Annotated in this window: 30 protein-coding genes and 5 pseudogenes; 18 read left to right on the plus strand and 17 right to left on the minus strand. The window is 67.0% G+C overall.

Annotation, left to right across the window (positions count from 1 at the left end; translation table 11 throughout):
- Window positions 1-181 precede the first annotated feature (181 nt).
- On the minus strand, window positions 182-601 hold the full coding sequence (locus tag FHS42_RS30190; protein WP_184577980.1) for a hypothetical protein: 420 nt from the start codon (window positions 599-601) through the stop codon (window positions 182-184).
- Between the two features lie 18 nt (window positions 602-619).
- Here FHS42_RS30190 and FHS42_RS30195 point away from each other — a divergent pair, with 18 nt between their 5' ends.
- Window positions 620-850 (plus strand): hypothetical protein, encoded by a 231-nt coding sequence (locus FHS42_RS30195; RefSeq protein WP_184577984.1) that lies wholly within the window; start codon window positions 620-622, stop codon window positions 848-850.
- A 230-nt stretch (window positions 851-1,080) separates the two neighbouring features.
- Here the strand turns inward: FHS42_RS30195 and FHS42_RS30200 are convergent, their stop codons facing one another.
- The 5 genes and pseudogenes from FHS42_RS30200 to FHS42_RS30220 form a co-directional block, all read right to left on the minus strand.
- Window positions 1,081-1,347, minus strand: coding sequence for a hypothetical protein (locus FHS42_RS30200; protein WP_184577987.1), 267 nt, complete (start codon window positions 1,345-1,347; stop codon window positions 1,081-1,083).
- Window positions 1,348-1,881: 534 nt separating this feature from the next.
- Window positions 1,882-2,919 carry an ISAs1 family transposase gene (locus FHS42_RS30205; RefSeq protein WP_246495632.1) on the minus strand — a complete coding sequence of 346 codons (1,038 nt, stop codon included), beginning with the start codon at window positions 2,917-2,919 and terminating at the stop codon, window positions 1,882-1,884.
- Window positions 2,920-3,137: 218 nt separating this feature from the next.
- Complete coding sequence (locus FHS42_RS30210) at window positions 3,138-3,671, minus strand: GNAT family N-acetyltransferase (protein WP_184577990.1); 534 nt, start codon at window positions 3,669-3,671, stop codon at window positions 3,138-3,140.
- A 266-nt stretch (window positions 3,672-3,937) separates the two neighbouring features.
- Window positions 3,938-4,258 (minus strand): annotated as a pseudogene (locus FHS42_RS30215) (IS110 family transposase); the annotation flags it as partial.
- Window positions 4,259-4,307: 49 nt separating this feature from the next.
- Entirely contained in the window at window positions 4,308-4,775 is a 468-nt protein-coding gene (locus FHS42_RS30220; protein ID WP_184577993.1) for a hypothetical protein, read from the minus strand.
- Window positions 4,776-5,495: 720 nt separating this feature from the next.
- Between FHS42_RS30220 and FHS42_RS30225 the strand changes: the two genes are divergently transcribed.
- The 9 genes and pseudogenes from FHS42_RS30225 (at window position 5,496) to FHS42_RS30260 (ending at window position 8,564) form a co-directional block, all read left to right on the plus strand.
- A complete protein-coding gene (locus FHS42_RS30225) occupies window positions 5,496-5,687 on the plus strand; it encodes a hypothetical protein (RefSeq protein WP_184577998.1) in 192 nt (63 codons plus the stop codon).
- Between the two features lie 40 nt (window positions 5,688-5,727).
- A complete protein-coding gene (locus FHS42_RS30230; RefSeq protein WP_184578001.1) occupies window positions 5,728-5,955 on the plus strand; it encodes a hypothetical protein in 228 nt (75 codons plus the stop codon).
- Window positions 5,955-6,098 (plus strand): hypothetical protein, encoded by a 144-nt coding sequence (locus tag FHS42_RS30235; RefSeq protein WP_184578004.1) that lies wholly within the window; start codon window positions 5,955-5,957, stop codon window positions 6,096-6,098. Before FHS42_RS30230 ends, FHS42_RS30235 begins: the two co-directional genes overlap by 1 nt.
- A gap of 2 nt (window positions 6,099-6,100) precedes the next feature.
- Window positions 6,101-6,643: a hypothetical protein gene (locus FHS42_RS30240; protein ID WP_184578007.1), complete on the plus strand. Its 543-nt coding sequence runs from the start codon at window positions 6,101-6,103 to the stop codon at window positions 6,641-6,643.
- Window positions 6,640-6,771 (plus strand): annotated as a pseudogene (locus FHS42_RS37730) (LOG family protein); the annotation flags it as partial. The gene FHS42_RS30240 and the pseudogene FHS42_RS37730, both read left to right, overlap by 4 nt.
- A gap of 122 nt (window positions 6,772-6,893) precedes the next feature.
- Entirely contained in the window at window positions 6,894-7,196 is a 303-nt protein-coding gene (locus FHS42_RS37735; protein ID WP_312867099.1) for a hypothetical protein, read from the plus strand.
- Window positions 7,193-7,489, plus strand: a complete 297-nt coding sequence (locus FHS42_RS30250) for a hypothetical protein (protein WP_184578010.1) — start codon at window positions 7,193-7,195, stop codon at window positions 7,487-7,489. Before FHS42_RS37735 ends, FHS42_RS30250 begins: the two co-directional genes overlap by 4 nt.
- An 87-nt stretch (window positions 7,490-7,576) precedes the next feature.
- Window positions 7,577-7,900 carry a hypothetical protein gene (locus FHS42_RS30255; RefSeq protein WP_184578013.1) on the plus strand — a complete coding sequence of 108 codons (324 nt, stop codon included), beginning with the start codon at window positions 7,577-7,579 and terminating at the stop codon, window positions 7,898-7,900.
- Between the two features lie 442 nt (window positions 7,901-8,342).
- Window positions 8,343-8,564, plus strand: a complete 222-nt coding sequence (locus FHS42_RS30260) for a hypothetical protein (protein ID WP_184578015.1) — start codon at window positions 8,343-8,345, stop codon at window positions 8,562-8,564.
- Between the two features lie 229 nt (window positions 8,565-8,793).
- Here FHS42_RS30260 and FHS42_RS30265 read toward each other — a convergent pair whose 3' ends face one another.
- On the minus strand, window positions 8,794-9,708 hold the full coding sequence (locus FHS42_RS30265; RefSeq protein ID WP_184578018.1) for an SDR family oxidoreductase: 915 nt from the start codon (window positions 9,706-9,708) through the stop codon (window positions 8,794-8,796).
- A 274-nt stretch (window positions 9,709-9,982) separates the two neighbouring features.
- Here FHS42_RS30265 and FHS42_RS30270 point away from each other — a divergent pair, with 274 nt between their 5' ends.
- Window positions 9,983-10,246, plus strand: coding sequence for an HU family DNA-binding protein (locus tag FHS42_RS30270; RefSeq protein ID WP_184578021.1), 264 nt, complete (start codon window positions 9,983-9,985; stop codon window positions 10,244-10,246).
- A gap of 442 nt (window positions 10,247-10,688) precedes the next feature.
- On the opposite strand, the gene FHS42_RS30275 is transcribed toward FHS42_RS30270, so the two are convergent.
- The 5 genes and pseudogenes from FHS42_RS30275 to FHS42_RS30290 form a co-directional block, all read right to left on the minus strand.
- On the minus strand, window positions 10,689-10,943 hold the full coding sequence (locus FHS42_RS30275) for a hypothetical protein (RefSeq protein ID WP_184578024.1): 255 nt from the start codon (window positions 10,941-10,943) through the stop codon (window positions 10,689-10,691).
- Entirely contained in the window at window positions 10,937-11,449 is a 513-nt protein-coding gene (locus FHS42_RS36385; protein ID WP_312867108.1) for an NAD(P)/FAD-dependent oxidoreductase, read from the minus strand. Before FHS42_RS36385 ends, FHS42_RS30275 begins: the two co-directional genes overlap by 7 nt.
- Window positions 11,432-11,569: pseudogene (locus tag FHS42_RS38820) on the minus strand (IS5/IS1182 family transposase); the annotation flags it as partial. The gene FHS42_RS36385 and the pseudogene FHS42_RS38820, both read right to left, overlap by 18 nt.
- A gap of 106 nt (window positions 11,570-11,675) precedes the next feature.
- A complete protein-coding gene (locus FHS42_RS30285) occupies window positions 11,676-12,338 on the minus strand; it encodes an NUDIX hydrolase (RefSeq protein ID WP_184578027.1) in 663 nt (220 codons plus the stop codon).
- A gap of 20 nt (window positions 12,339-12,358) precedes the next feature.
- Window positions 12,359-13,870 (minus strand): hypothetical protein, encoded by a 1,512-nt coding sequence (locus FHS42_RS30290; RefSeq protein ID WP_184578030.1) that lies wholly within the window; start codon window positions 13,868-13,870, stop codon window positions 12,359-12,361.
- Between the two features lie 355 nt (window positions 13,871-14,225).
- On the opposite strand from FHS42_RS30290, the gene FHS42_RS38825 reads away from it, so the two are divergent.
- The gene (locus FHS42_RS38825) at window positions 14,226-14,474 is read left to right on the plus strand and encodes a hypothetical protein (RefSeq protein WP_184578262.1); all 249 of its coding nucleotides are present in this window, start codon (window positions 14,226-14,228) and stop codon (window positions 14,472-14,474) included.
- Between the two features lie 1,348 nt (window positions 14,475-15,822).
- Here the strand turns inward: FHS42_RS38825 and FHS42_RS30300 are convergent.
- A complete protein-coding gene (locus FHS42_RS30300; protein WP_184578032.1) occupies window positions 15,823-16,722 on the minus strand; it encodes a hypothetical protein in 900 nt (299 codons plus the stop codon).
- Between the two features lie 478 nt (window positions 16,723-17,200).
- Here FHS42_RS30300 and FHS42_RS30305 point away from each other — a divergent pair, with 478 nt between their 5' ends.
- Window positions 17,201-18,943, plus strand: coding sequence for a hydroxysqualene dehydroxylase (locus tag FHS42_RS30305; protein WP_281392900.1), 1,743 nt, complete (start codon window positions 17,201-17,203; stop codon window positions 18,941-18,943).
- On the opposite strand, the gene FHS42_RS30310 is transcribed toward FHS42_RS30305, so the two are convergent.
- Window positions 18,927-19,925: a polyprenyl synthetase family protein gene (locus tag FHS42_RS30310; RefSeq protein ID WP_184578039.1), complete on the minus strand. Its 999-nt coding sequence runs from the start codon at window positions 19,923-19,925 to the stop codon at window positions 18,927-18,929. The genes FHS42_RS30305 and FHS42_RS30310 overlap by 17 nt on opposite strands.
- 789 nt (window positions 19,926-20,714) lie before the next feature.
- Here FHS42_RS30310 and FHS42_RS30315 point away from each other — a divergent pair.
- The 3 genes from FHS42_RS30315 to FHS42_RS30325 all read left to right on the plus strand — a co-directional run bounded on the left by FHS42_RS30315 (window position 20,715) and on the right by FHS42_RS30325 (window position 21,869).
- The gene (locus FHS42_RS30315) at window positions 20,715-21,107 is read left to right on the plus strand and encodes an ArsR/SmtB family transcription factor (RefSeq protein WP_312867100.1); all 393 of its coding nucleotides are present in this window, start codon (window positions 20,715-20,717) and stop codon (window positions 21,105-21,107) included.
- A complete protein-coding gene (locus tag FHS42_RS30320; RefSeq protein ID WP_184578045.1) occupies window positions 21,104-21,595 on the plus strand; it encodes an SRPBCC family protein in 492 nt (163 codons plus the stop codon). The genes FHS42_RS30315 and FHS42_RS30320 overlap by 4 nt, the downstream gene beginning before the upstream one ends.
- Before the next feature lie 127 nt (window positions 21,596-21,722).
- Window positions 21,723-21,869 (plus strand): transposase, encoded by a 147-nt coding sequence (locus tag FHS42_RS30325; RefSeq protein WP_184578050.1) that lies wholly within the window; start codon window positions 21,723-21,725, stop codon window positions 21,867-21,869.
- Here FHS42_RS30325 and FHS42_RS30330 read toward each other — a convergent pair.
- Window positions 21,860-22,060 (minus strand): hypothetical protein, encoded by a 201-nt coding sequence (locus tag FHS42_RS30330; RefSeq protein WP_184578053.1) that lies wholly within the window; start codon window positions 22,058-22,060, stop codon window positions 21,860-21,862. The two genes, FHS42_RS30325 and FHS42_RS30330, sit on opposite strands and share 10 nt — an antisense overlap.
- A gap of 3 nt (window positions 22,061-22,063) precedes the next feature.
- On the minus strand, window positions 22,064-22,507 hold the full coding sequence (locus FHS42_RS30335) for a hypothetical protein (protein WP_184578055.1): 444 nt from the start codon (window positions 22,505-22,507) through the stop codon (window positions 22,064-22,066).
- Between the two features lie 249 nt (window positions 22,508-22,756).
- On the opposite strand from FHS42_RS30335, the pseudogene FHS42_RS30340 reads away from it, so the two are divergent.
- A pseudogene (locus tag FHS42_RS30340) lies at window positions 22,757-23,171 on the plus strand (transposase).
- A gap of 269 nt (window positions 23,172-23,440) precedes the next feature.
- Window positions 23,441-23,791 (plus strand): hypothetical protein, encoded by a 351-nt coding sequence (locus FHS42_RS30345; RefSeq protein WP_184578057.1) that lies wholly within the window; start codon window positions 23,441-23,443, stop codon window positions 23,789-23,791.
- A gap of 155 nt (window positions 23,792-23,946) precedes the next feature.
- On the opposite strand, the pseudogene FHS42_RS30350 reads toward FHS42_RS30345, so the two are convergent.
- A pseudogene (locus tag FHS42_RS30350) lies at window positions 23,947-24,822 on the minus strand (IS5 family transposase).
- Window positions 24,823-24,828: the final 6 nt, after the last annotated feature.

Genomic DNA, 24,828 nt, shown 5'->3' on the forward strand with positions numbered 1-24,828 from the left:
AGGCGTGGGCTGAGGGTGAAGTGGGCGGGGCCCGCGCGCCGCAGCGCGTACGGCCCCGCGAGGTGGGGGTAAGCCCAGGCGCGTCCATTGGCGTCACTGACGCGGTCGAGGTTCCAGCCGAGGGATTCGGCGAGGAAGTCGGTGGAGAGCGGGCGACCAGCTCAGGAGAGGGCATGCGACGTCAGCAGGCGCGCTCCACTCGTACCGGTTCCGCAACGAACGGCCCTTCCACACCCGTCGACCCCGAAAGCGGGACCGAAACGAAGATGTACTCCTCAGATCTGGCCCCGACGCTCACGGTCTCAATGGTGCCGGTACCGACTTCCTCTCCGCTCTTTTTGGAAGCCCGCATGGTCACGGTGTAGAGACACCCACCGGCCAGCTGGTTGCGTATGAAAGCCTTCACTTCCACGACCCCGTCACGCTGCTCGCCCGTCTCTTCGACGTGTACATCGTCTTCTGCCGGCCAGTTCTCCTCTCCGTACTTGGAGTCCTTGTCGTCCCGTAAACCGTTCACGATCACGGCAGTCAGGACGAACAGGATCGCGCAACTTGCCATTATCCAGATGGACTTCCAGTTCTTTCTCACTCGCTCAGCCATTGGGCCAGAGTAGGGAAGATGACCGCGCTGTGGCGGAGCGTGCTGTCCGCGCTGTCCGACCCGGCAGCCGCCGACCGGGAACAGGTCCTCGCGCACGGCGCCGTCGCACTCGCCCTCCAGCGCGACCTCGCAGCGACCCCCACCGACGTACTAGACGACGGGCTGCACGAGTTCGGCATCACGCTCGGCGCCGCCACCACGACCGCCGCACTCGACACCCGGCGCGCTGCGCTCGCGCAGCCCGGCTGATCCGACCGACGCCACACGAACGTGAAGGAAGGGGAGACAGTGGGATTCACCGCACAGCACGAGGGCCGCGGACGGCTCGACGCGACACAGCCCACCTGGGGTGCGGCCGGAAGTGGGCCGCGATCCACCGCAGCCGGCCACGCGTGGCCATGACCTGCCCGAAGTGCGTCCACTCGCTCTACGCCAAGGTCTCCCCGCACGGCCTGCGGTTCTTCGCCCACGACCCCGCCTCACCCACCCGCGCTCTGGCAGGGAAGTCGATGGAGCACCAACTGCTGAAGCTGGAGCTCGCCACCGCCGTACGCGCCACCGCGCACCATGCCGAGCTCGAAGTCCGGCGGCCACGACGGCGACCGGCGGGCCGACGTGATGGCCTCCTCCCCAGACGGCACCGCGCGGATGGCCTGGAAGGCGCAGCTGTCCGCGATCACTGCCGAGGAGATCGCGGAGCGCACCGCGCGTTTTGCGAAGGACGGCGTACGGGTGTGCGTCGCCACCCGGCCGCGACCCTGGGTCGGCGCAGTACCTTCCATGCAGGCTCGGCCGCCGACCGAGGACGAGGCCCGGTGGACGGTCGCCGGTGGTCTCGTACGCTTCGAGGTCGAGAGCTGCAACGACCGGTGGGAGTGCCCGGCCGGTCACGGTCACTGGCGGGGGCCAGCACCGATCTGCGGTCCTTCGTCCAGTGAGTTCTCGCCGGACGCGCGGTCCCCTTCCGGTTACCCCTCCTCTACTGCGGCGGCTGCAGGTTCCACGGCGGTGACCACGTCTGGGCCGGCGCGTGGACCGCGCCGCAGTACATCGACGCCGCATCCGACTTCGCCCCCCCGACGCCACCGCGCGCACAATCTCGCGGAGCGCCTCGCTGAACTCCACACTTCCCTGCCGAACCGGGGCATGTACTGGTGGGCCCGGACGATGGTGGAGTCCGCCGGCACCGACCATGTACCCACCTGTCGTTCGGTGCCCTACTTCACTGGCAGGTGAAGCCAGGGCGGTTTCGAAGTGTTTTGTTCTTGGATCGGCGTTGGTCAGTTGATACCGAGGAGGTCCAGCGGGCGGCGGAACGGCTCGTAGGACATCTCGCGGAGGGCGGCGGCGACGTTCGTGTGGCCGGCTGCTCGCAGTAGGTTGATGGCGAAGCTGCGCAGGGTGGCCATGTTCTTCGGGCCGTGCTCGGTTCGGATTTCGGAGGCGTCCTCGGCGAAGGTGGTGTCGCGGACGAAGTGCAGCCGGTTCTCGATAGTCCACTGCGAGCGGGCGATCGTCGCGAGGCGTTCGGGGGATGCCTGTCGGCTGGTCAGGTCGGTGATGCCGTAAACGGTCTCGCGGGTGCGCTTGCTGTTGGTGCGATGCCGGGTAATCTTCGCGACCTGGGCGGCGTGCGGGAAGTCCATGCCGAGGCCGCTGACGGTCAGGGCTTGCACTACCTGGGTTTCCAGCCGTCCGTGGCCTTTGGTTCGGTCGGGGAACTTCGCACTCGCCTTTGTCCAGGGCAGGGCGCGGAGCTGGTGGTGCAGGCCCTTCTGGTTGCCCTTGACGGTGAAGGCGTAGTGCGCCTTTTTGTCCTCGACGAGGAAACGGGCGAGGTCGCGCTGGGTGTGCAGGGCGTCGGCGGTGACGACCACGCCGGTCAGGTCGTAGGGGGCCAACAGGGCGGTAAAGCAGGTGATCTCGTTCGTCTTGGCCGGTACTCGCAGCTGGTGACGGTCATCCCGGTGCCGGTGATCGCCGCGAGCAGATGCGCGGCCGGAGTGTCGCCATGGCGCGGACCGCGGACGCTCTTGACCGTCCACCGCGAGGGTGTCCGCCCCGACCGGGGCACATTCCAGCAGGTCGGCCAGGTCGCCGGGGCAGACCTGGTCGATGAACCGGCCGATCGTCGCCATACTCGGCGCGAGACGGACGCCGAATACCGAGACGGTGCGGGCGCCGAGTCGGGCGAGGGCGGCCTGTGGGGCACTTCGCGCCCACTGCCCGATCGCCGCGAAGGACCGAGCACCAGCCACCACGGCCGAGCAGGCCACCAGCAGCACACTCACGAACGGGTGAACTTCCCCCGCCGGCATCGCGGCTCCACCAGCGCCCCTAGCCGAGTCGGCAAGCCGACGAGTCCGCGGTGCTGACGCTAAGGCGACGTGATCAGACAGACACTGGCAGACTGACGGCGCATCAAAGCTCCGGTTGGGCAGGGCGACTCGGTAAGGTCACCCCTTCAACTGGAGCTTCGTTGCGTGCGTGGCGGTCACCGATACACCGTCGTACTGAAGGTGTCCCGCCGCGGGGTCTAGGCCGTGAGCATCTCTGCGGGTGTCCGGTACAGCACACACTGGCGTAGCGGCCCTTCGGGCACGCTCGGATCCTCGAAGTCGTCCGCCGCGTCCCGGGTCATGCCGATCCGTCGCATCACCGCCTGGGAACGAAGGTTGTTGACGGTCATCGACGCAACCACCTCCGGCAGACCGAGGGTCTCGAAGCCGAAGGCAAGGCATGCCAGGGCGGCCTCGGTGGCGTGACCGTGGCCCCACGCCGAACGCATCAACCGCCATCCGATATCCACCCCCGCGAAGGGCATGTCCTCGTCCAGACCGACGCGGCCGATGAACGCACCGGTCTCCCTTGCTTCCAGCGCCCACCATCCACATCCTCGGTCGCCGAACTCGGCCTGCATGACTGCCACCGTGGCATCGCTTTGCTCCCGCGTCAGCAGTTCCCCCAGGTGTTCTCGGACTTCGGGATCGGCGTTCATCGCCGCCCACGGCTCAAGGTCGGACTCCCGACACCGGCGGAGCAGGAGACGATCGGTGCGCAGTTCAGGCATGCGCCACAGCTAACGCGATCAGGGTCCGGGTAGCGATCGCTTATATCGAGCCGTGCGGTCCTCGCCCTTGCCAGAGCCGCTGCGTAGATTCTCACGGCCTACACCACCTGGCGGGACGCACGCCAGCGTCGTACTGCCGCGACCTGCACAGATTCATGAGCACCAGGACTTTGAAACCGCCCTGCAGGTAAAGCCGAAGCTCCACTTCTACAGACAGGGCAGTGCGGCAGCACTGTTGGCTGCGCCGAGCGGAGCGAGACCATCGAGGTCCGATAGCCGGCCAACAGGACGACCGGGTCCTTCTTGCTCGAATTCAGTGCCCGTTCCAACGCCGGGAAGATCTCAAGGAGTTGAGCTCGGATCCGGTTGCTCTGCCTGGTGCGATCATTTACCAGGTCGGTGCGACGTGCGGTCAGGGTGCGCAGATCGACGGCTATCTCGTCACCGGGCCGTAGGAGACCAAGGTCCTTGCGCATACGGGCCTAGTCGGCGATGACGAAGGCATCCTTCTCATCCGTTTTGTCCTGACCCCGGTATGCAGTCGACGCCGGGTGCACCGCCAGGCCGGTGATATAGACCACCCGCTGAACATTGAGCGGGGCTGGGCTGGGCTGCTTCATTGCCCAGCCCCGTATCTCACTCAGCCTCCCAGAAATGAGCGAGATACCTCTCCACCCCCTCCGGGACCTCAAACTCAGCCAGGCGTGCTACCTCTTCGCGGCCCGCACTGTACATCCTCAGATGCCATGTCACCTGAGCCCGGCCCAACTCAATACGCTCCTCCTCCGGCCCGGCGATCACCCACACCGCAAGTCGTCCCGTAGCCGAGGCGAGCGTCACCTCGCCTTTCTCCTCCCACACCTGCGAACTGTCGATAGGTGGCTCTCCATCCCAGACCTCCACAGTGAGCGGGGAAAAATGAGTGTGCCCGGCGCTCTCCACATCAACCCGCGACTGATGCGAAACCAGAAAAGCGGTACCTAACTCAGCGCGTCCTTCGGGATATGCGATGGGTACCTGCTCATCATCCTCCTCCTGCAGACAGAATCCGTTGTAGTCCACCAGAATTTCAACAACCTGCCGGCTAACCACATTCGCTGTCATCACTGACCATCCTCTGAGCATCGGGGCTCCCGGATCGAATCCACCGCACGGCAGCCCCCGCCCAGAGCCCAAGTTGCCGCGGCGCCGCGCTCCTCCGCTGTGGACAAGCTCCGCGCCTCGTACGTCATCCCGAGCTTGTCGTACTCGTTCGTCGCGTGACGCGACATCTGCTGAATTACGGCGGGCGCTCCGGTCGGCGGCCTGGCAGCCAGTGTGTGCAGACTGTCGCCAAGAAGGCCGACGACGGGGCCGTACACCTCTACGACATCGAGCTGTGGCACAGATGCGGCGGCTCGAAGCCACCGCCGAGGCTTCGACCGTGCAGGTGTGTGAGGGACATAGTGCCCTACTCAAGAAGGCGGCCCGCGTCGCCTCCGCCAGCTTGCTGTGCCACCGCGACATCTGGGAGCCCATCACCGCACCGCGACTACGCCAAACTGCGCGTCACCGGTCGCCACCCCCTGCACATCCCGCTCGTCACCAACCCCTCGGCCGTCCTGGTCACCGCAGGCGCCCGGGTCCACATGGCGGCCGGGGCGCTGTGACGGCTGACGCCCTCGCGGGCCCACGGGGTGTGCAACACCACCGGGCCGGACCGGCTCCACCTGATCACCGACGTGTACACGGACGACGCCTATGAGGCCCTGGCCGCACGCCCGCACCTGCGCGAAGGGGACGCGGCGGACCTGCCGGAGATGACCGCGGCGGACCGGACTGCTCATGAAGGCCGGACAGCTCGCGGATCTCGGCTTCACCGAGTCGGCCGAACAGAGGCTGCTGCGCGCCTTCCACACCTATGCCCTGCCTGAGGGCGGCGCGTACGACCTGATCGCCGACCTGCACGCGGGCCGCCGCGCGGACGCCGACGTGCTGCGGTGGCGCGAGGCGAAGGCGCACCTGCTCGCCCATTGACCCCGGCCCTGGTCCCCGCCACTCGAAAGGCAGGACACTCATGTCCATCTCGGTATCCGAGCCGAGCGAACTGCCCGCGATCGAGGAGTTGACGCACGCCCACCGGCCGGTACGGCTCGCCTTCCTGGGCGACCTGACCCAAGTCTTGTCGGCCACGACGGCGGTGACGCACCTGCTGGTCCGGGGCTCGCTCGCCACCGGCACCGCGGACCGGCTCTCCGACGCGACCTGGTCGTCGCCGTCCGCGACGAGACGCTGCCCGCACTGATGGGCAACCTGGACGCGCTGATGGCCACCGCCTTCGGCACCCTGCTGCCCGGCTGGCGGAACACCATCGTCGGCAACCTCGGCGGCGGCGGGTGCGTCTACCTGCTGCCGCACGACGGCCACCTGCTCCAATTGGATCTGTAGCTGTGCCCGACCAGCGTGGTCGGGGCGCTGCGCCGCCGGATCGGCCCCCTCTGCTGTGGCAGGGTCCCGGCTCCGAGGAGGCGGCCGACGAGGACATCCGGCGGCAGACGGCTCAGGAGCTGGCCCGCGCGGCGGAGGCGCCGGCGGACTGCGGCAGTCTGTTGGTTCAGGCGATGGTGCTGCGCGCGATGCTCCGCAAGTGCCCGGCCAGGGGGCAGCAGTACATCGCCTACGGCCTCCTGCACGACCTGAACGCCACCTGCCGGGACGTCACTCGTACCGCGCTGGTGTCACAATCCCGGCGTCACGGCTGGTATCACCTGCCCGACGAAGTGGGCCGCACCGCCACCGGCCGGGGGTGCCTGGCGGAGCTGACGGATGCGCTGACCAGCCCGCCGGTGCCTACCGTGGCGCAGGCAGATGAGGCGCTGGAGCGCATCGTGCGCCTCGCACGGTGGATCGCCCCGTACGCCGTCGGCTCGCTGACCGACGAGATCGCCACGTACCACGCCTACCAGCAGCAGCACGAGGAGGGACTCGTATGAACGGCACCGACCGCACGGACCTGACGGTGACCCCGTTCGCCGGACTCGTACCGCCGGAGGGCGAGGAACCACTGGCGGAGGCGGCGGGGGCCGCGCTGGCCCGCGCCGGGTACGCCCTCAAGCACGGCGGCTACAACGGGCTGATGGAGGCCGCCGCGCGCGGCGCCGCCCGCCGCGGTGGTCGGCCACCGCGATCACGCTGGCCGACCGTCACGACTGGGGAGCGGTCAACCCGTACGTCACCACCACCGTGTTCGTCCCAACGGTGGGGGCCCGGCTGGACGCCTATCTCGGCGACGCCGACCAGGTCGTGGCGATGGGCGGAGGGGTCGGCACGCTGTACGAACTTACCGCCGCCCTGTACTACGCGACCACGATCCGCCCAGTGCCCGTACGGCTGCTCGGGCCCACCGCGTGCCGCCTACGCACGTTCCTGAGGACCGAGGGGTGGCTGACCGAGAGCCCCACCCGGCCCATGGGGTTCTTGCGCGAACTCCCCGACGCCGAAGCGCTCGACGTCGATCTCAAGGCTCTCCTGGACGCCGAGCGGTGACCGCGCCCACCGCCGCTTTTGCGGAGAGGATCGCCATCGTCGCCTACCGGCCCGGCTCCTACCGGCTGCCGGACGGCGGCACGCTCGGCAGGTACTTCGACCCGTACCGGCTGGCCGGTGGCCCGGGGCTGCTGACGGAAACCGCTGCCGCGTTGGCGGACCTACTGCCCGCCGACACTGAGGCCCTGGCCGGTCCGGCGATGGCCGGTGCCCCGCTGGTCACGACGGTGTCCCTGCACACTGGTCTGCCCGCCGCGTTCCTGCGCCCGACGCCCAAGGACCACGGCACGTAGCAGCAGATCGAGGGCACAGACCTGGAGGGCCGACGGACCGTTCTGCTGGACGACACCGCCCGCAGCGGCGCCAGTCTCCTGCGCAGCGTGCACCTGCTGCGGATCGGGGACGCCCTGGTCGGCACGGCCGTGTGCGTTCTGGACCGGAACCGCCGGGTGATGCCGGACGACCTTGCGCTCAACGCTCTGCACCGCACCCGTATCGAGGTCCTGACCCTCCTGGACGTCGCCGACCGCTGCGCGGCCTTGCGGCGCGCGAGGCGCGCTTCGAGTTCGGCGGTGGTATCCGGCTCACCGAATCGGCGCACCTCGGCGAGAGCGCGGCGACACGGTGACTTCGACTGGGCCAAGTTGGCCCAGTCTCCGCCGGCTGGCCCCAAAGTCAGCAAGACCGTGCGCTTTCGGCAATAGAGTACAAATCTTCTGATGCGGCAGTCTTTGTTGGAAAGCTGATGGCGGTTGCGCCGCTTTGCCGCTGTACTGATGACCAGCAGGGGTATGCCGAACTGGAGTGGGAGTACGCGTACGAGACCACCATCGAGAAGACCAAACACGAAGCCTTCGATGGGGACTGGACGCGAAAGCTTTGTTCGACTGTGAGGGCGCCAAGGTCGAACTAGGCGGCATGCGAAATGGACGAAAAGCACAACGAATTAAATCGCCGTCAAGACTAAAGACGGATACAAAAAAGTGAAGATCGAGAAGAATCACTGGGCGGACAGGATTCCCGCGCATGCGCCGGCCTCTATTTCGGATGGGGCATCTTCGCCAAAAACGAAAGAGGCACCGCAAATAACGACGCAAGGCCGAAACAGACAGCCTTCCGTATGCCTAACTGGCCAACAGTCGTAGCATGGCATCACATGAACTGGGATGGAAAAAGCGCCCTGGCGAAAGTGCGGCCTCACCACGCACCTATGCAGAGGACGCCGTCTTGGCCGAGCACTCATCACTGGCAACGCAATTGCACGAGGCGCTGCGCTACCCATTCGTGAACGGCAAGGGGACGGCGGGCATTGAGGAGATACTCCAGCGGCTGGAGGAACTGCGCCCGAAGGTTATCGAACTATCCTGAGCTTGGCCGTACGCAGGACACCCCCGTCGCAAAAGCCAGTGCTAACGGAAGGAATATGGACTCAACTGGACAACTCGCCAAAGAGGCACGCCCTAGCCCAGCCCGTCGTCGCGCTCGGCCTAATAAGGCGGGGGTGGCTTGCTGGAGGCGTTCGGCGAGGGTGTGGTCGGGCCAGGTGATGGGGCCGTATCCGGGTGGGTCCCGGATTCCAGGCACTGCACGGCGTGGGCTAGGGAGTGGGTGAGGGGCCCGGCCCGCGCGGGGCCGGGGAACTGCCACGCTCGCGGGCCGCGTGTCCACCGAGGCCCAGCAAGCCCGTGGCCGCCAGGTCTGACTCTCGCTCCAGCCGGGGCAGCTCCCGCCGGGAGATCCAGGCGACCACGGGGGGCAGCCCGGCCCGCACCATCTGCACGGCCCGGAGCCAGGCGGGGATGTACACGGTGGCCGACCGCCGTTCGATCTGCACCACCAGCCGCGCGGCGACCACCTCAACGGGATGGACCCGTCTGGCAGGGCGCGGCATGTGCGCCCGGAGTTCCCGCAGCACGGCGTGCCGGTCCGCGTCGTGGATCATGTCGGTGTCGGTCCAGTTCAGGTAAGCGATGCCCACGTCGACGCCGCGATGCGCGAGTTCTGCGCGCAGCGCGTGCGCCATGGCCTCCACACCGGCCTTGGACGCGCAGTACGCGCTCATCAGGGGCGAGGTGCCAAAGCAGGCCAGGGAGCCAATCTGGAGGAAGAAGCCGCGGGTGTCGAGCAGCGCGGGCAGGAACACGCGGGCGGTGACGGCGCTGCCGATGAGGTTGACCTCGACCGTGCGGCGCCAGGTCACCGGGTCGGAGGTCACGAACGGTCCACCCTCGGCGATCCCCGCGTTGGCGACCACCACCGACGGCGAGCCCATCCGGTCCCGGATGTCCTGGGCGACCCGCGCCATGGCGTCGTCGTCGGTGACGTCCACCTCCCAGCACCGCGCGTCACCCGGCAACCGCTCGGCCACCGCCGCCAGCGTCGCCTCTTCGCGGCCCAGCAGCGCCACCCGGGCGCCGCGCCGCGACAACGCGCGCGCGGTGGCGGCCCCCACGCCGCGCGCGGCGCCAGTGACCACGGCCAGCCGTCCCCGCAAGGGGCTCACGTTCGTCACCGGCGACTCCCACTCCACGCTCCGCGACCGGGCCGCCCGACCCCCGGCGGCACACGACCACCTTGGGCACACCGGGGAAGAGCCTGCATCGTGCCATCCGCTGATTGGCCCCGCCCGTGCCCGGCACGCCCGCGGCCGTCCGCGTCGGGCCCGGGTGTCGTCCGTGACCCCGGCGCCCAACCGCACGCCCGGCCGAAGGTGCGCGACGGCCGGTCGGCCACGATCGTGGAGCGCAAGGCATACAGCCACAACGGAACGGAAGCGGGTGCCACGGATGGACAAGTCCCAGTTGGTCAGGACCACCACGGACGAGACGGTCGGGGACGACGGCGGGCGGCGGCTCGCTGTGGAAGAGGTCGAGCGGGTACTCGACACCGTGTTCGGAACCGTGGACCGCCCGGGGGTCATCGCCGGCGCGCTCAAAGAGGGTGAGACGGTCACCCTCGGGAGCTTCGGAAGCTTCCACGGCGAGAACGGCACCGCCGCCTTCCGCCCCGGCAAGGCGCTCACCGAATTCCTGCACGACGAGACCAGCTGACCCCCCGCGCACGGCCACGCCGCCCCGGACCGGCAACCGCCGATCAGTCGGCGCCTGGGTCGGCACTACTGTCCGCGCTGCGGGGGATGACGGCGGTGGCCGGGCGCAGTTCGGGCAGCACAGCCGGGGCCACCGTCGTGGCCGGGACGTCCTCGGCCGGCTGTGCGGCCCGCGGCTTCGGCGCTGTGGGTCTTGGCGGCGGCCTGTCGGGCGCGGGCCTCCTCGTACGACCCCGGGTGTGGGGTGGTCGGTGGCCACCGACCAATCCCCGGCCGTCGATGGCCACGAACAGTCCGGCGTTTCGCCGCAGCTACTCAGCCGCCGCAGGCACCAGAGATACTGCGGATGCTCTCCGCTGACCAGCGACCTGCGCGCTACCTGCACCTGCATGGCGCGACGTGGGTGATGTCGGCCGATGGCCGGACTATCTCCAGCCAGCGTGTCAGGGGTGGTGTTTGCTGTATTGGTAGATCGACAAGGCGGCTGCTCCGCCGTCACCGACGGCGGCGGCGATCCGGCGGGTGGCTCCCGTGCGCACGTCAGCGGCGGCGAAGACACCGGATAGGTTGGTCGCCAAAGGCATCTGGGTTTTATCGAAAGCCATGGTCATCGTTTGAACGAAACCATCGCTGTCGAGATACAAGCCGAGATCTTCGTCTTTCAGCCACTTGGTGTTTGACTTGCCGCCGATCAGCACGAAGGCGGCGTCGCATCTACGGTTTCGGTCTTTGGCTTGCCTGACTTTTTGTTAATTCCGAGCACCAACTGGTCGAGGTACGTGTCCCCCTTGTACTGCTCGACTTCGGTTTCTTCCCAGATCCGGCACCGCTGCGCTTCCTCGCGGTCCATGACCAGTTTCTTGATGGCTTCGAGCATGGGTGCGTCCGCGAAGGTGCTCCGGATAATCAGGTGGACCTTCGCGGCGCCGCATGAGGCGAAGGTGTCTACCGCACGTCCGGCGGTGTCTCCTTCTCCGATGACGGCCACCGTGTCTTCCGTGTACTCAGGGCCATCTGCGGGCAGGGCATCGTAATAGATGCCCTTGTACCCATCTGGCACGTCCGTCAGGTTGACCAGGACCGCGTAATTCGTCGCCGAGAGATGGGATTCCGTCTGAAGCAGGTGCGCCAGGCGACCGATGAGCCGCTCATGCAACCGGAAATATGAGCAAGGCGGGGACGTGTGGAGGATTCCCTGGAACACCAGCCGGTCCGGATGCCCCTTGCGCCCCGGATGACGGGCCCGGCGTTCCACCCTGGGCAGCAGCGGCTCGATCACCGCCCACAACTCGTCATCGACATCCCACGGCTTCGGCCGAGCCACCTCACATCTCCGGATCAACGTTCCAGGAGTTATCCAACCACCTCGAAGATCATTTCTTCAGGGGCTCCAAGCCGTCCTCGCCCTGGGGCAACAGCGCTGAATATGCTCACTCATTCTCGGTGAACAAGCCTGCCAAGCGTGCGCGAGTGAAGACGGCGATGGTGAATGCGTCGGTGATGCTCCCAGTTGCGATCATCTCCTCCACCGTTGTCCAGGGAACCGTTAGTGTCCGCCGAATCCCTTCCGCGGTGTCCAGGGCACCTGTGCGGTCAATGCGTGCCGCGTACAGCTCGACCCGACTGCTGAGGAGCCCACTGTCGGGATGCAGATCTCCCAGGGAAATCAGTTCCTTGGCTTGCGCGCCGATCTCTTCTCTAAGCTCACGTGCGGCGTCAGTGGCCGCGGAGGTGTCTGGAGAACCCATACCTCGTGGAACTTCCCAGTGCCAGGCACGAGTGGCGTGCCGGTAGTGCTCGATGAGTACGACCTGACCGGGCTCGACGACGGGAAGGATTACGACACCGGGCGTTGCGGAGGTGTGTACTAGCCGTAGGTACATTCCCAAGGCGCCCCCAGGGAAGCGCACCGCGTCGCGCATAATGGTGACGAACTGGTCCGCGTACACAATCCCGACCGGTTCGCTCGCATCCGCCCCGACACTGCGTTGCGCTGCCTCGGTTTCGTCCTCGCCAAAAAGGATCTCAATCCCGTCGGGAAGATTGACGAACAAGTCGGGGCGCGCTGCACGCAGCTTGCCGTAAGGGGTCATTTCGCCTCTCTTTTTAGGGTTCAGTACTCTGGAGGGAGGTTATCGTCCTGCATGGTGGCAGCGCTGGTAGCTGTCACAGGGGAGGCAATCTGTCGGTACCCGGGAAGTCGCTCGACGAGTCGCTGGAACTGTTCCCATTCATTTTTCGTATCAAATCGGACGTTGGCCAGTTCCCGAGCGAACTTCTGTTCACGGTGCCCGGCAATACGATTGCGAAGGACCAGTTGCACGGAACCACCGTAGGTACTGGCTGCCGCAGTTCCTACGGCCCCGGTCAACGACCATGTCTCATCTCCGGTTATCGCAGTGAAGACAGCACCCCCGACATTAACGACGATTTCGATGACAGGCGCCCACTCTTTCGCGTCGCCAGTACGTCTACTCGCGAGGTCGGACAGTTTACGGTTGAGGTCAACATAATGGCGAAAAACCGAGTTCACGTGGTCGTTGAATGCGGTCGGGTCGGAGATGATGAGATCGAAAGCATCTATATAGGTGTTCCACTCATCTGTGTCGCGTAGCGACACAATGTCCGCCAGTTCAAGAGAGTCAATCGCGGCTGGAGTAAGGCCGGCCTGTACGGTGTCAAATGCCTGCCGTTTCAGGTATGACACCAGCGCTTCCGGGTCGGTGATGGTCTGGCCCGATGACTGTCCGCGGACGTCCCTCCACTCCTGCAACGCTAAGCGTCGTAGGCTTCCGGCCGGGGTCAGCGGATACATCCCCATGGCGTCAGCGAGGTTGACGTTGTAAATCAGATCCAGGAGCTGTTTGATCTCTCCGGAGAACGGCTTGTTCTTATCGTACCTACCATCGCTGACTGGAGAACCGGGCACCGAAATGAATCGCTGGTACAGTACGTTGCGAGTGACCGGCTTATCATCGACCCTTAGCTCGTTGCTGTACTCCACAAGCCGACCCACCGCCCTGGCGAAGTCGTGTGCTCTGTCTTGAGGTACTCCGACTTGCGTCGCAAGTAATCGCATGTCCTTCGCTGTTAAGCCTTGTACGCGGGCGGCGAAGGGATTGAATAACGCGGCCCGAGTGCCCTGCCTGTTCTGTACGTCATCCCACGACAGCCGCACACACTTCAGTCTTGCCGTGGCGGGAAGGCCCGCGATGGTCTCGCGCCAGGACTCAAAGGCTGTCTCATCGATATCCACGTTGAGCGGGCGATCGGTCGGTTCCCTCTCTTGAAGCAGGAAAGGGACGAGCGCGCCCTTGCAAAGAAGGTCCTGATGGGCGCGACGCGATGTACCCTCTTCGAGGAAGTCGCAGCTTACGGCCAAGTTGTTGTAGAAGTAGACCCGATTCACGACGACCTGTCGGGTATTGATGAGGCTGCGGAAGTATTCGGCTCGGACATCCAAGCTCCGTGCACCATCGACGTCACGCAGCGACCGCCCTTTCGCGATCATCTCCTTGGTCAGCTCCGCAGTGACCCATTGGTTGTCCAAGGACTGCGCGATGACCGCGCCCCGCGCTAAACCCGGCGCTTCGATCCGATCTACCTGGTCACCGTTCTGTGGCAACGTGCTCTCCCCACCCCAAGCGATTCTGTCGATCCATCGGAGTCCAGCGGTCACTACGCATGGGACTTGCTCGCCCATCCGACACTGGCGCGGCCGACTCTTCCCCCCGCGTCCGAAGGCTTTCCACGCTGAGCGTGCCCCACGCTCCGGCAGCCCCGCTAGACGTGGTGCCCCATCGGATTGGTTACACGAGGTCGAACGAGTTCGCGTACACGGTCGAGGGAAATCGCGGCGCGGTCGCAGGCCAGGTCGTTCACCATCAGTGTGCGTCCTCTGTGCACAGAGCAGCGACCCGAGCATTGGTTCCAAGGTCACCGCGAGCAGCGGGGCGGCCCGTCCGGGAGGAGCCGTCGTCATGCCCGACACCGCGCCGGTCGCCCCGGTGACCCCGCACGCGGCCATCAGCGCCTGCATCTACCTCCGCGCCGTCCAGGCCGACGACATCGATGCGGTTAGCGAGTTCGCCGGCGCTGAACCGCGGATGCCCGAACTGCTCGTCCGCGTCACGACGCGGATCGGTGGCCTAGCACCCCAGCCCGTAGGCGGCCCGCTCCCCCGGCGGGCGCGCCTGCCGTTCTCCGCAGTCGGCCACCAGGACGGATAGCGCGTCCTCACTCTGCCAACGGCAGGTGGACTGCCAGCCAATGAGGCGCTGGTCGTTACCGGCGGGCCCGGCCTGCTGGAGGGCGGGCCCGCCGTGCTCACCGCGGCTTGGGCAGCACAGTCAGCGCCCGCCGCTCCTCGCCGTGTCCGACGACCCGCCACACCGGTCGGCCCCGTCATGGGTGAGTTGGTGCGAAGTCGTCGCTGCCACGGCCTTCCGGTAGTTCACGTGCGAGAGGCGGCTAGCGCGGTCGTGGAGGGCGACCTCCCTCGTATCCGGAGCAGCACGGCGCGGGGCGGGAGCGAGGACCAACAGCAGCGGCGGGAAGGCTGGTTCAGGTGCGGTCCGGCATAGATCTCCTGCCAGTGGTTGCGCGGGGCGCGGGGGGCGTTCCCGCGGCCGGACGGCGGTGTGTTGCGGTACGCGTCGTATCGCTCCAGCGTGGCGAGAGGCGGGCGTAGGACATGGTGCGGTCGATCTCCACGACCGCGCCGGAGCCGTCGCCAGGAGCGCCACCGCGTCGGGCACGAGAGCCCCGGCTGGAGTGTGGTCGGCGGCCCGCGATTGGTGGACAGCGATGACGGTGTCGGCCTTCGCCGCCGTCTTCCGGCCCCGGGACGCTTCCCCAGGTACATCCGTCAGGGGAGAAGAGGAGTTGTAACCGGTCGCGGCAGCCGAATCGGGGAGCTGGTCCGCAACAACCGTCAGTCGGCGGCTGGAAGCTGTGGGACTGGGTGCGGGGCTCGCCGTGGGGCTCGCTGTCGCAGCGGTGCCAGCCGGGGCCGGCGGGGTGAGGGAGGTGGTCGTCCTTCCTCGCGCTTTTCCAGCCGTCGCGGCCGGACCGGTGACAGGTCCGGCCCGCACACGCGAGGCGCACGGGCCAGGGCCACCGTGCGAAGCCGCCCCTTGTCCGCGGTCTGACGCTCAGCGCCGATGGATGTCCGCTTCCGCCTTGACTATGTGGCTGCTGAGCGCTCTACCCGCGACCGACGTCACGGGCGATAGCCCACTCCCGGGAGCGCGGCCTCTGTCCACAGAGTCGGGCGCTCACCGTCGGGCGATCGACCGGGCGCAGCAGGCGCCCCGGCCCGCGAACAGCAAGGAGCCGTCTCGGCCACATGGAGCTGAACTGATAGAAGCAGGGCAGCGAGCGTGGCGAGGCCGCGCTCGCGGAGTTTCACGCCGATGGCCCCGATCTGGCCCGGCTGATCGGTGAGTTCGGTGCGCTGCTGCTGGCCGACAGCATCAGGTCGCGGCTGCCCACATCAGTCCGCGGGCCGCACGGCCGCGCTCGCACCAAAGCGTGAGCGGGGCGGCGGCTTCCTACCGATCGCGCTCCATCCGGGCGTTACGGTGCAAAGTGGCATGAATCCGCGACCGACTCCTCCAGCGGCCAGTGGTGGAGGAGCGCCTTCAGCCCGTACGCGGCCCCGGCAATTCGGGTGCCCATGGAGGGGTCGTTGTTGTGCTGCCGGAACGCCGCGTCCAGCTTGAGGACCGCGGCAGCCAGAACCTCCAGTTGCCGGAGCCGGGTGAGGAGTTGGGCGCCGGCGTGCTCGCTCCGACCCGCGGCGATCACCAGCGCCCGCCACTTCAGGTCCATCAGTTTCACCTCTAGAGCCGACGTTTTGACGAAGTCGCCGTCGTTGATCACGCGACAGCGCCGGATCGCTTCGCACCCCTGCAGTATTCGAACCGCCAGCTCGCCCTCCGGGCCGTCCAGGTCCCGCCGGGTCACGTAACTGTGGTGCAGGCGGCGCAACACCTCCCTCTTGGAGGTCATGCCGCGCACCACCGTCTTCCCTCGGCTGGACACGGTGTCATTCCACAGCGGCGCGCCCTCGAAGGGCTTGCCGCGTCCGAACTTGACTCGATGCAGATGCTCCCATCCCCCGTGTCGCAGGTCCGGGGCGATCATCACTGGGTCGCCGTGCAGGCTCCGGTCGTAGTCATTCAGATACAGCTCCACCAATTCTTCGAGCGCCGACCCAGACCCGGCAACCGTGCTCCGCATCGACGGATCAGCGTCCTGCACATCGGGCTCGCTCCGGCGCGCCTGGGACCCGGTGACGGCTTCTCCGTCCAGGCACGTCAGCACGTCGTTCGTCAGCAACCGGGCCGCCACCGACAACTCCCGCGCCCGTACGGCATCCGGATGCTTCGCCGACGCCTCCAACAGCCCTGCGGCCATCTGCCGCAACCCCCGGGTCAGCTCCTCGACCCTCGCATCGACATCCCGCTCACTCATGTGCTCCCCCTTGCTTTTGCTGCGGTCAGTGTGTCGAGGGCGAACTACACCCCGCGTCGCCCTCGGCTCATCAGACATGAGGCCATCCCTCCAACGGAACTGCACCCACCGTAGTTTGAGTGGGCGGTTGACGTTCATCGCCCAGCCACTTGAAGCACAATCCTTCCACGCCAACGAGACACCCACCGCCCCCGGTCGAGGGCTTCATGCGTCCTGGAGGAGCTCACCGACGGCACTTTTACGTACCTCGCGTCCCCCAAAACGCCCGACTCGCCGCATGCCCCCAGCAAGTCAAACCATCCTCAACCGAACCCGGGCGTCTCGACAAGAACATAGAGGCACACCCCCACTCGGCACAGCTCGGACAGCATGACGGACGAACCACGTTGACACCATTCGCCAACCTAGGTGCGTATCCGACCGTATGGAGCACGACTCTGCGATATGTGACGCCGTGCAGAGGCGTGATCTACTCACCATGGCTGGGTGGAGGGGGCTTTTGCCGGTGGCCCCCGTAAGGGATGTGGTGGTGTCAGTGGGACGGGGTTTGCGGGTCGCAGTGCTGGGTGGTGGTGTGGCTGGGTTGACGGCGGCGATGGAGCTGGCGGAGCGCGGCTTCGAGGTGACGGTGGTGGAGCCCGCCGGTTGGGGTGGCAAGGCCCGCAGTGCCTGGGTGCCGGGGACCGGCAAAGGCGGGCGGTTCGACCTGCCCAGTGAGCACGGGTTCCGGTTCTTCCCCGGTTTCTACCGCAGCCTGCCGGACACGCTGCGCCGGATACCGGTCGAGGGCAGCGCGGAAGGGGTGGCGGGGAATCTGCGGGAGGCGACGCTCATGCTTTCCGCGCGCTCGGGCCGGGTGGGTGAGCGGGTCACGGATGTGTCCGCGGCTGCGGGAGCTCGTACTCCGATGGAGTTCTTGCGTGCTGTCGGGCTGGAGGCGGGCGGCAGGGGGCTGACGAGCGAGGAGCTGCTGTACTTCGCGAACCGGATGCTCGTCTACATGACGAGCAGTGATGAGCGGCGGCTGGGTCAGTGGGAGGCGACCTCGTGGTGGGATTTCGCCGCGGCTGACGGTGCTTCGCAGGAGTACATCAAGGCGTGTGTGGTGGGCGCGACCCGTACGGTGGTCGCGGCACGGGCCGAGGTCTGTAGTGCGCACACGGTCGGCGGGTTTCTTGAGGCTTTCAGTTACGGGTTCCTCGGCCGGGGCGAGGAACTGCAGCCGGCGGACCGGGTCCTCAACGGTCCCACTAGTTCGGCCTGGATCGACCCGTGGGTCCGTCATCTGGATTCTCTGGGGGTGCGGCTGGAACTCGGTTGGGGGGTCGAGCGGTTGACCCTGAGCGGTCGGCGTGTCACCGGGGCCGAAGTGTGCGGCCCGCGCGGCCGGCGGCGTGAGCTGGAAGCCGACTGGTATGTCTGCGCGCTGCCGGTCCATCGTGTTGGACTGCTGCTGGAGCGCGGGCTGGCGGAGGCTGACGCTGAGCTCAAGAGTGTGACGGGCCTGCACACGGACTGGATGGTCGGCATGCAGTTCTACCTGACTCAGCCGGTGCCGGTCACCCACGGCCATGTCCTGTTCCTGGACTCGCCCTGGGCGCTCACCTCGATCAGCCAGGCCCAGTTCTGGGACTGCGACTTCCCCGCCACCTACGGGGACGGGACGGTGGCCGACTGCCTGTCGGTGGACATCTCCTCCTGGGACACCCCGGGCATCTTGTACGGTAAGCCGGCCCGTGAGTGCAGCCGGGCGCAGATCGCGGCGGAGGTCTGGGCGCAGCTGTGTGACGGGCTCAACGGAGCTGGTCACATTCGCCTGCACGAGGGGTTGCTGCACTCGTGGGAGCTGGATTCGGCGGTGCGGAACCTGGACGGGCCGGGGCCGGCCGTCAACGACGAGCCGCTGCTGATCAACACCACCGGTTCCTGGGCGGCGCGCCCGCGGGCGGTGACGGCGGCGGCGAACCTGTTCATGGCCGGGGACTACGTGCGCTCCCCGGTGAACCTGGCGACGATGGAAGGCGCGAACCAGGCCGCCCGCCTCGCTGTGAACGCCCTGTTGGAGGCGGCCGGCGGCACCGGGGCCCCCGCGCACGTGCACGCCCTGCACCAGCCCGGGGAACTGCGCAGGCTCAAGGAGGTGGACGCCGAGCTGTTCGAGCAGGGCCGCGCTCACCTCATGGACGGGCCGCCGCCGTGGGCGGTCAGTGCACGCGTCTGACGACGACCGTGCACAGCGCTTCGAGATCTTCGAGAGCTGCGGGGACTGCTGTGAGGCGGTGCAGCCGGTCGCGAGCGGCAGTCGCGTGCTGGGCGGCGCGATCGCTAGTCCAGCGCCGCCCGCCCGCCTCCTCGACCAGGCGGGCGAGGCCGGCCGTATCGCTCCCGGGGCGCGAGTAGCGGCGGGCGAGTTCGTTGCCGGCCGGGGTCGCGGAGGTCAGCGCGGCGACCACGGGCACCGACATCTTGCGGTTCTGCAGATCATTGAAGACGGGCTTTCCGGTCAGCGTCGGGTCGCCCCAGATGCCGAGCAGGTCGTCCACGAGTTGGAAGGCCATACCGAGGTCGTGCCCGAACGCCGCCCACTGATCGATGGCGGCCGGGCCTGCGCCTCCGTAGAGGGCACCCAACCGGCAGGCGCAGGCGAACAGCGAGGCCGTCTTGCCCGAGACCATCTCCAGGCACTCCGCCAGGGCCACCTGGGTCCGGCCTTCGAAGACCAGGTCCAGGCTCTCGCCGACGGCCAGTTGGATCAGCACGTCCAGCAGGGCGGCCGACGCCTCACGAACCACCGGCCCGTTCGGCCCGTCGGTGTCCGACAGTACGTCGAACGCGGTCAGCATCAGGGCGTCCGCAGACCGAGCGGCTGACGACGGGCCGAAGACCTGCCACGCGGCCGTCCGGTGGCGCCGCACCGTGTCACCGTCGAAAACGTCGTCGTACAGAAGTGACAGGTTGTGCACCATCTCCACTACCGCAGCCGCCGGCACCGCCCGCCGGTCCGCACCTCCAACTGCTCGCGCACATGCGAGTGTCAAAGCAGCACGCACGTACTTACCGCCCTGCCGTGTGCCCTCCCCCGACCAGCCGAACTGATAGGAGGCCACCTGAGCAACGGGCCCCTCAAGCGATCCCACCCACCGCCGCAAATGCCTCTCGCAAGCATCGCCCGCGCCGCGCAGCACCTCATCGACCGTGCCCACTGTGAAAGCCCCCTATCGTCAGCTCCGCACGAAACCGTGCGTCTCCTACTGCGCCGCGCACGACACCCATGGAACACCGCTCAGGCGAAAGGGTCGAAATCACGTAAACCGCCAGACCGGCGGCGTGCGGGAGTACCCCGCACGCCATCCGAAGCGCTCACGCTGGCAACTCAAGTGCGCAGGTGTCAACTGAGCTGCTCGGTCTCATCGGGTGTGACCAGGCACTTCACTTGGCGAGTTGCGTGGTAGTCGGCGAGCGAGCTGCTCGTGCCCCGGCTCCAAACCTCTTGCTGTACGCAGTGTTTCGGGCACCGCAACCTACCCACCTGGGGTGATGGCGCATGAGCACACGAGGTACACGTGTCGAGGTGTGATCAGGCTTCCCGTGGGGGTCGGCGAGGATGGACGCGGTTCGGCACAGTCTTCGCGTCGGGCCAGCGGCGGAGTCAATCAGAGGTCACTCGCTCACAGCTGTGAATCTCTCCCTGCGGCCGGCTCAGCCGGCCGCAGGAGAACGCCGCCTGCCGGGCGAAGGCGGTTCGTGCGGCGTGGGGCTCCTCGTGGGGAGGTAGGGGGGCCAGCGGGGAGCGGCGTCCGTACGGCGTGGTGTGGACGACTGGCCGGTCGATGGCGGGTGTTCAGGAGGTGGTCGAGGTCGGCCTGCCGATACGGGCGTACCAGTGTGTGGCGCGGTGCGCGGGTGGCTCCTCGTGGACGTGGAGCCGAGTTCGACCTGGGGTTGGCCATCTTGACGCGTTAGACGCGTAACTTATGGGTTACGCTTTGGGTGTGGACGATCTGAGCAAGGTGGCCGACGCCATCGCCGATCCGGTGCGCCGGGAGATCTTGATGATGTTGCGCCGGACCCCGCTGACGGCAGGCAACATCGCTGCCCGGTTCACCATCAGCCGACCCGCGGTCAGCCGTCACCTGCGCGTGCTACGAGAGAGCGGCCTGGTCCAGGACGAACAGATCGGACGCCACCGGCGGTACTGCCTCCTGCGCCCCGGGCTGGGTGACCTCACCGCCTGGCTCACTCAGTTCGACACCCAACGTGTCAACTGGCCTCAGCACCTGGCCGCGTTGGAGATGGAGGTCCACCGCACCCGACGAGACCGTCATCGCACCGAGCCCACCAACGATCAGGCCACCGCGCACCACTCCAAGGAGGACACAGCATGACCCCCCAGCCCACCGGACAACTCATCCCCACACCGACGGGGCACGACCTGATCCTTACCCGCAGCTACCGCGCCCGCGCCGACGACGTGTGGGCAAGTGTCACCGAACCGGAGCGCACCGCCCGCTGGTTCGGCCCATGGCGCGGCCAGGCGGCAGCCGGCCGCACCATCGAGGTGCAGTTGGTGTTTGAGGAGTCGGCACCCTGGTGTCCACTGCGCATCGAAGCCTGCGAACCCCCACGCCGACTCGCCGTCTCCATGGAAGATGACACCGCATCCTGGTCGATAGAACTGCTGCTGACCGAGAACGACGGCACCACCGAACTCCAACTGATCCACCACCTCGCCCCCACGGAGCACCCCGGCCAAACCGGCCCCGGCTGGGAGTACTACCTGGACATGCTCACCGCCGCACGCACAGGCGGACCACGACCTGACTTCAAGGACTACTACCCCGCGCAGAAGGCATACTTCGAATCCCTGGCCTGAGCTTGCCCCGTAGGCGTACTTCTGTTCCCCCGACCTCAAACGGCACCTCAAACGGCACCGCTCACCTGAAAGTTCGCCGAACGCGGAGGCAACCCTCGCCTAATCATGTGCTCCGACCAAGGTGCACGTGACCACGACGAAGGCCGTTCAGGGCACGGCCCCGTACCCTAAGCGGCTGCGGGAGAAGTTCGAGGGCGTGAGCTGGCGGTTCAAGACGGGTGGGCGATGGCGGGAAGTGCCGACGGAGTTCGGCGCCTGGTCAACTCACGCGTGAACCCGCTTGATACGAGCCGGCGTCCAGAAGTCGCGAACCTTCTGCGCATCGGCGGTCTGTATGCCGATTGTCACCCGTGGCATAGCCGCCGTGGTCGCGGGCTGGGCGTCGGCCGCCGTCGCAGTGGTCAGGGTCGCCGGGATCAGTATCATCGCGAGTAAAGCGGCCATAGCCGCTTTGTCGAACTGCACTCTTCATTTGTTCCCCTCTGGATACCGAACCCCTTCGAGGATCGCAGTCAGCTCTGCCACCTTCTCGGTTACTGCTTCCAATTTCTCCGCGTCCTGGGACGTGTTAAGGCGGCGAAGTGCAGTTTCTGCTTCTTCGCTGTTGCCGTTGTGGTAGGTCGCATCGATGACTGTCGCGGAAGCTGTGCCGCGCCTGTAGACAGTGATGATGTCGTACTGGTCCGAGGGGAGGTCCACTGGGAGGTGGGCGAGACCGAGGCTGTCGAGCCTTCGGCTGATGGCCGAGCGGACGTGAACGCCGAGGCGTCCCTTCTCCTCCAAGTCTCGCAGCAGCCACATGACGACGCGCGAAACACCGCCGTTGGCGGTGACCACGTGGCGGAGCGTGTCCCAGTCCTTCACCACTTCGGCGGCGTTGTCACCGGTCAAGTCGACGATCGGAGCAGACATGAGAATTCCCCCTGGTTAACTGCAAAGAAAAGTTATTCCTTGAAGTCATCCTTCTGGGTAGGTTCGCGTCCAGGGGTCGGTACCTTCAACTGCCTTGACCTGCAAGAGGGGTAGGCATCGACTGTGACTACCGGCGCGGAAGTGTGCGGACTGGGGCCTGTGTGGGGTCGTGATCGCTTCCGGGTTCTGGTCCCGCGCGGGGGCAGGGCCTGGCAGGACACTGGGTGTAGCACGTAGCAACTCAGCGACGTGCAAGGGGAGTTCATCGAACCGTTCCTGCTGATAGGTGAGTACGGTCCGTACCCCGAGCGGCTGCGGGAGCGGTTCGAGGGGGGATCTGGCGGTGCCGCACCAGCAGCCGGTGGCGGGAGATGCCGGGCGAGTTCGGCCCGTGGCCGACGGTCTACGGCCGCTTCCGGGTCTGGCGGGACGCCGGCGTCTTTACCGCACTACTGAACGGCATGATCGCTGAGGCCGCCAACCGGAAGAAGCAAAGCCTCGGACCGGCCGTCCCACATGGCACGACGGCGATCTCCACAAAGAGCGGAACACCGTCGAGCAGCTCATCAACAAGCTGAAAGCCTGGCGGGGCATCGCGACTCGATACGACAAGACGCCCGAGAGCTACCTCGCCGGTCCGGTCTCCGCCTCCGAGCCTCAATGATCTGAATCAACGACCTACTGAAGGCAACTGGCTGATCACAACGTCACACAGGCCCTAGGTGCTCTGTATCGAAAGCCGATCGCCGAAGCCTTCCTGCGAACTGCTGCGAGTGCGAACCGGCCCTCGTCAGCCCTGGCGGAGCAGCTGATGAGGGCCGGTGCGATGCCTGTCTCCGTGTCGGGGACCGGTGCCGCATCGGCCGTCGTTCGCCCTGGTACGACATCGCTCCCACCCGGCGGCCGGCAGGCAGCAACTGGCACAGTTGAGGGATGAACGGAAACTCTTTGACCCGGCACCACGACCATCTGGCCGCCTGGCTGGGGGACGGAAAGGCCGAAAGCCTCGACGCCTTCCTGGGCGCCCACCACGAGTCCTTCGCGCTGGTGACGACCGACGGAGCGATTCTCGACCTTGAGACGCTGCGGGAATCGCTGCGTGGCGCAGGCGGCAGCCAGCCTGGCTTGTCGATCCAGATCGAGGAAGTCACCAGCATCACCCCCGAGGTGCACCGGTTCCTGGAGCGCCACCTCGTGGACGGCTCCGTCGTGGACGAGCGGGTGGTGACTGCCGTAATGCAGGACGGGTTGGTGCTCAGCGTGCAGGAGACCCCCCGCCGGTAGGGGAAGCAGCCGACGTCACGCTTCAGACATCTCGCCAGCTGGATCGCTGGGCGATCGGCGGCGGAGCTGGTCGAACCGTTCACCTGTGTCTCCTGCGGCGGTGATCTGCCTGTGGCGTGGAACGTGGATCGATCCCCCCGCGTGACGGCGGAGGGTCACAGCCACCCGTTGATGGCAGCGACGAGAACGGTCGCCTCGTAGCGGACGGCGAGCTTGTCGTAGCGTGTAGCGACAGCGCGGTGGCTCTTGAGACGGTTGATTCCGCACTCGACCGCGTGACGCTCGCGGTAGTCGACCGGGTCGAAGCCTGGTGGCCGACCGCCGCGGGAGCCAAGCTCCTGGCGGTTGTGTGCCTGGTCGGCCTTGTCCGGGATGGTGCAGCGGATCTCGCGTCGGCGCAGGTAGGTACGGTTCTTGTGGGAGGCGTACGCCTTGTCAGCCCGCACCCGATCGGGACGAACGCGGGGACGGCCCGGACCGATGCGGGGCACCCGGAGCTTCGCCAGCACGGGTTCGAACTGCGGTGAGTCCCGGCGCTGCCCGGCCGTGACGACGATCGACATGGGCTTCTGACCCTGCTCGACGGCCAGGTGCAGCTTGGTGGTGAACCCGCCGCGCGAGCGTCCGAGCCCGTGATCACCGGGCTCGGTGAACACGCCGCCCGGCGGTTCCTTCTACAGGTCACCCCGCTTCCCGGCCCCGGCCGCATGCTGGTGAGCGCGGCACACCGTGGAATCGACGCCCAGGTCCCCGGTGATCGCCTCCTTCGCGTCGGCCAGGGCCTGAAGGCGGGTGAGAATCCGCTGCCAGGTGCCGTTCCGCTGCCATCGGCGGAACAGGTGGTAGATACGGCCCCACGGCCCGTAATCGGTGGGCAAGTCCCGCCACGGAACACCGGTCCGCACCCGAAACCGCATGCCGTCGATCAGCTGCCGCCGGGACCAGACGGGCGGTCGCCCCGCCTTCGTCCCCTTCGGCAACAACGGCTCCAGCACCGCCCACTGCTCGTCCGGGAGATCTCGCCGACCCATGAACCG

The organism is Streptomyces zagrosensis, from assembly GCF_014203645.1.
GTDB lineage: Bacteria > Actinomycetota > Actinomycetes > Streptomycetales > Streptomycetaceae > Streptomyces > Streptomyces zagrosensis.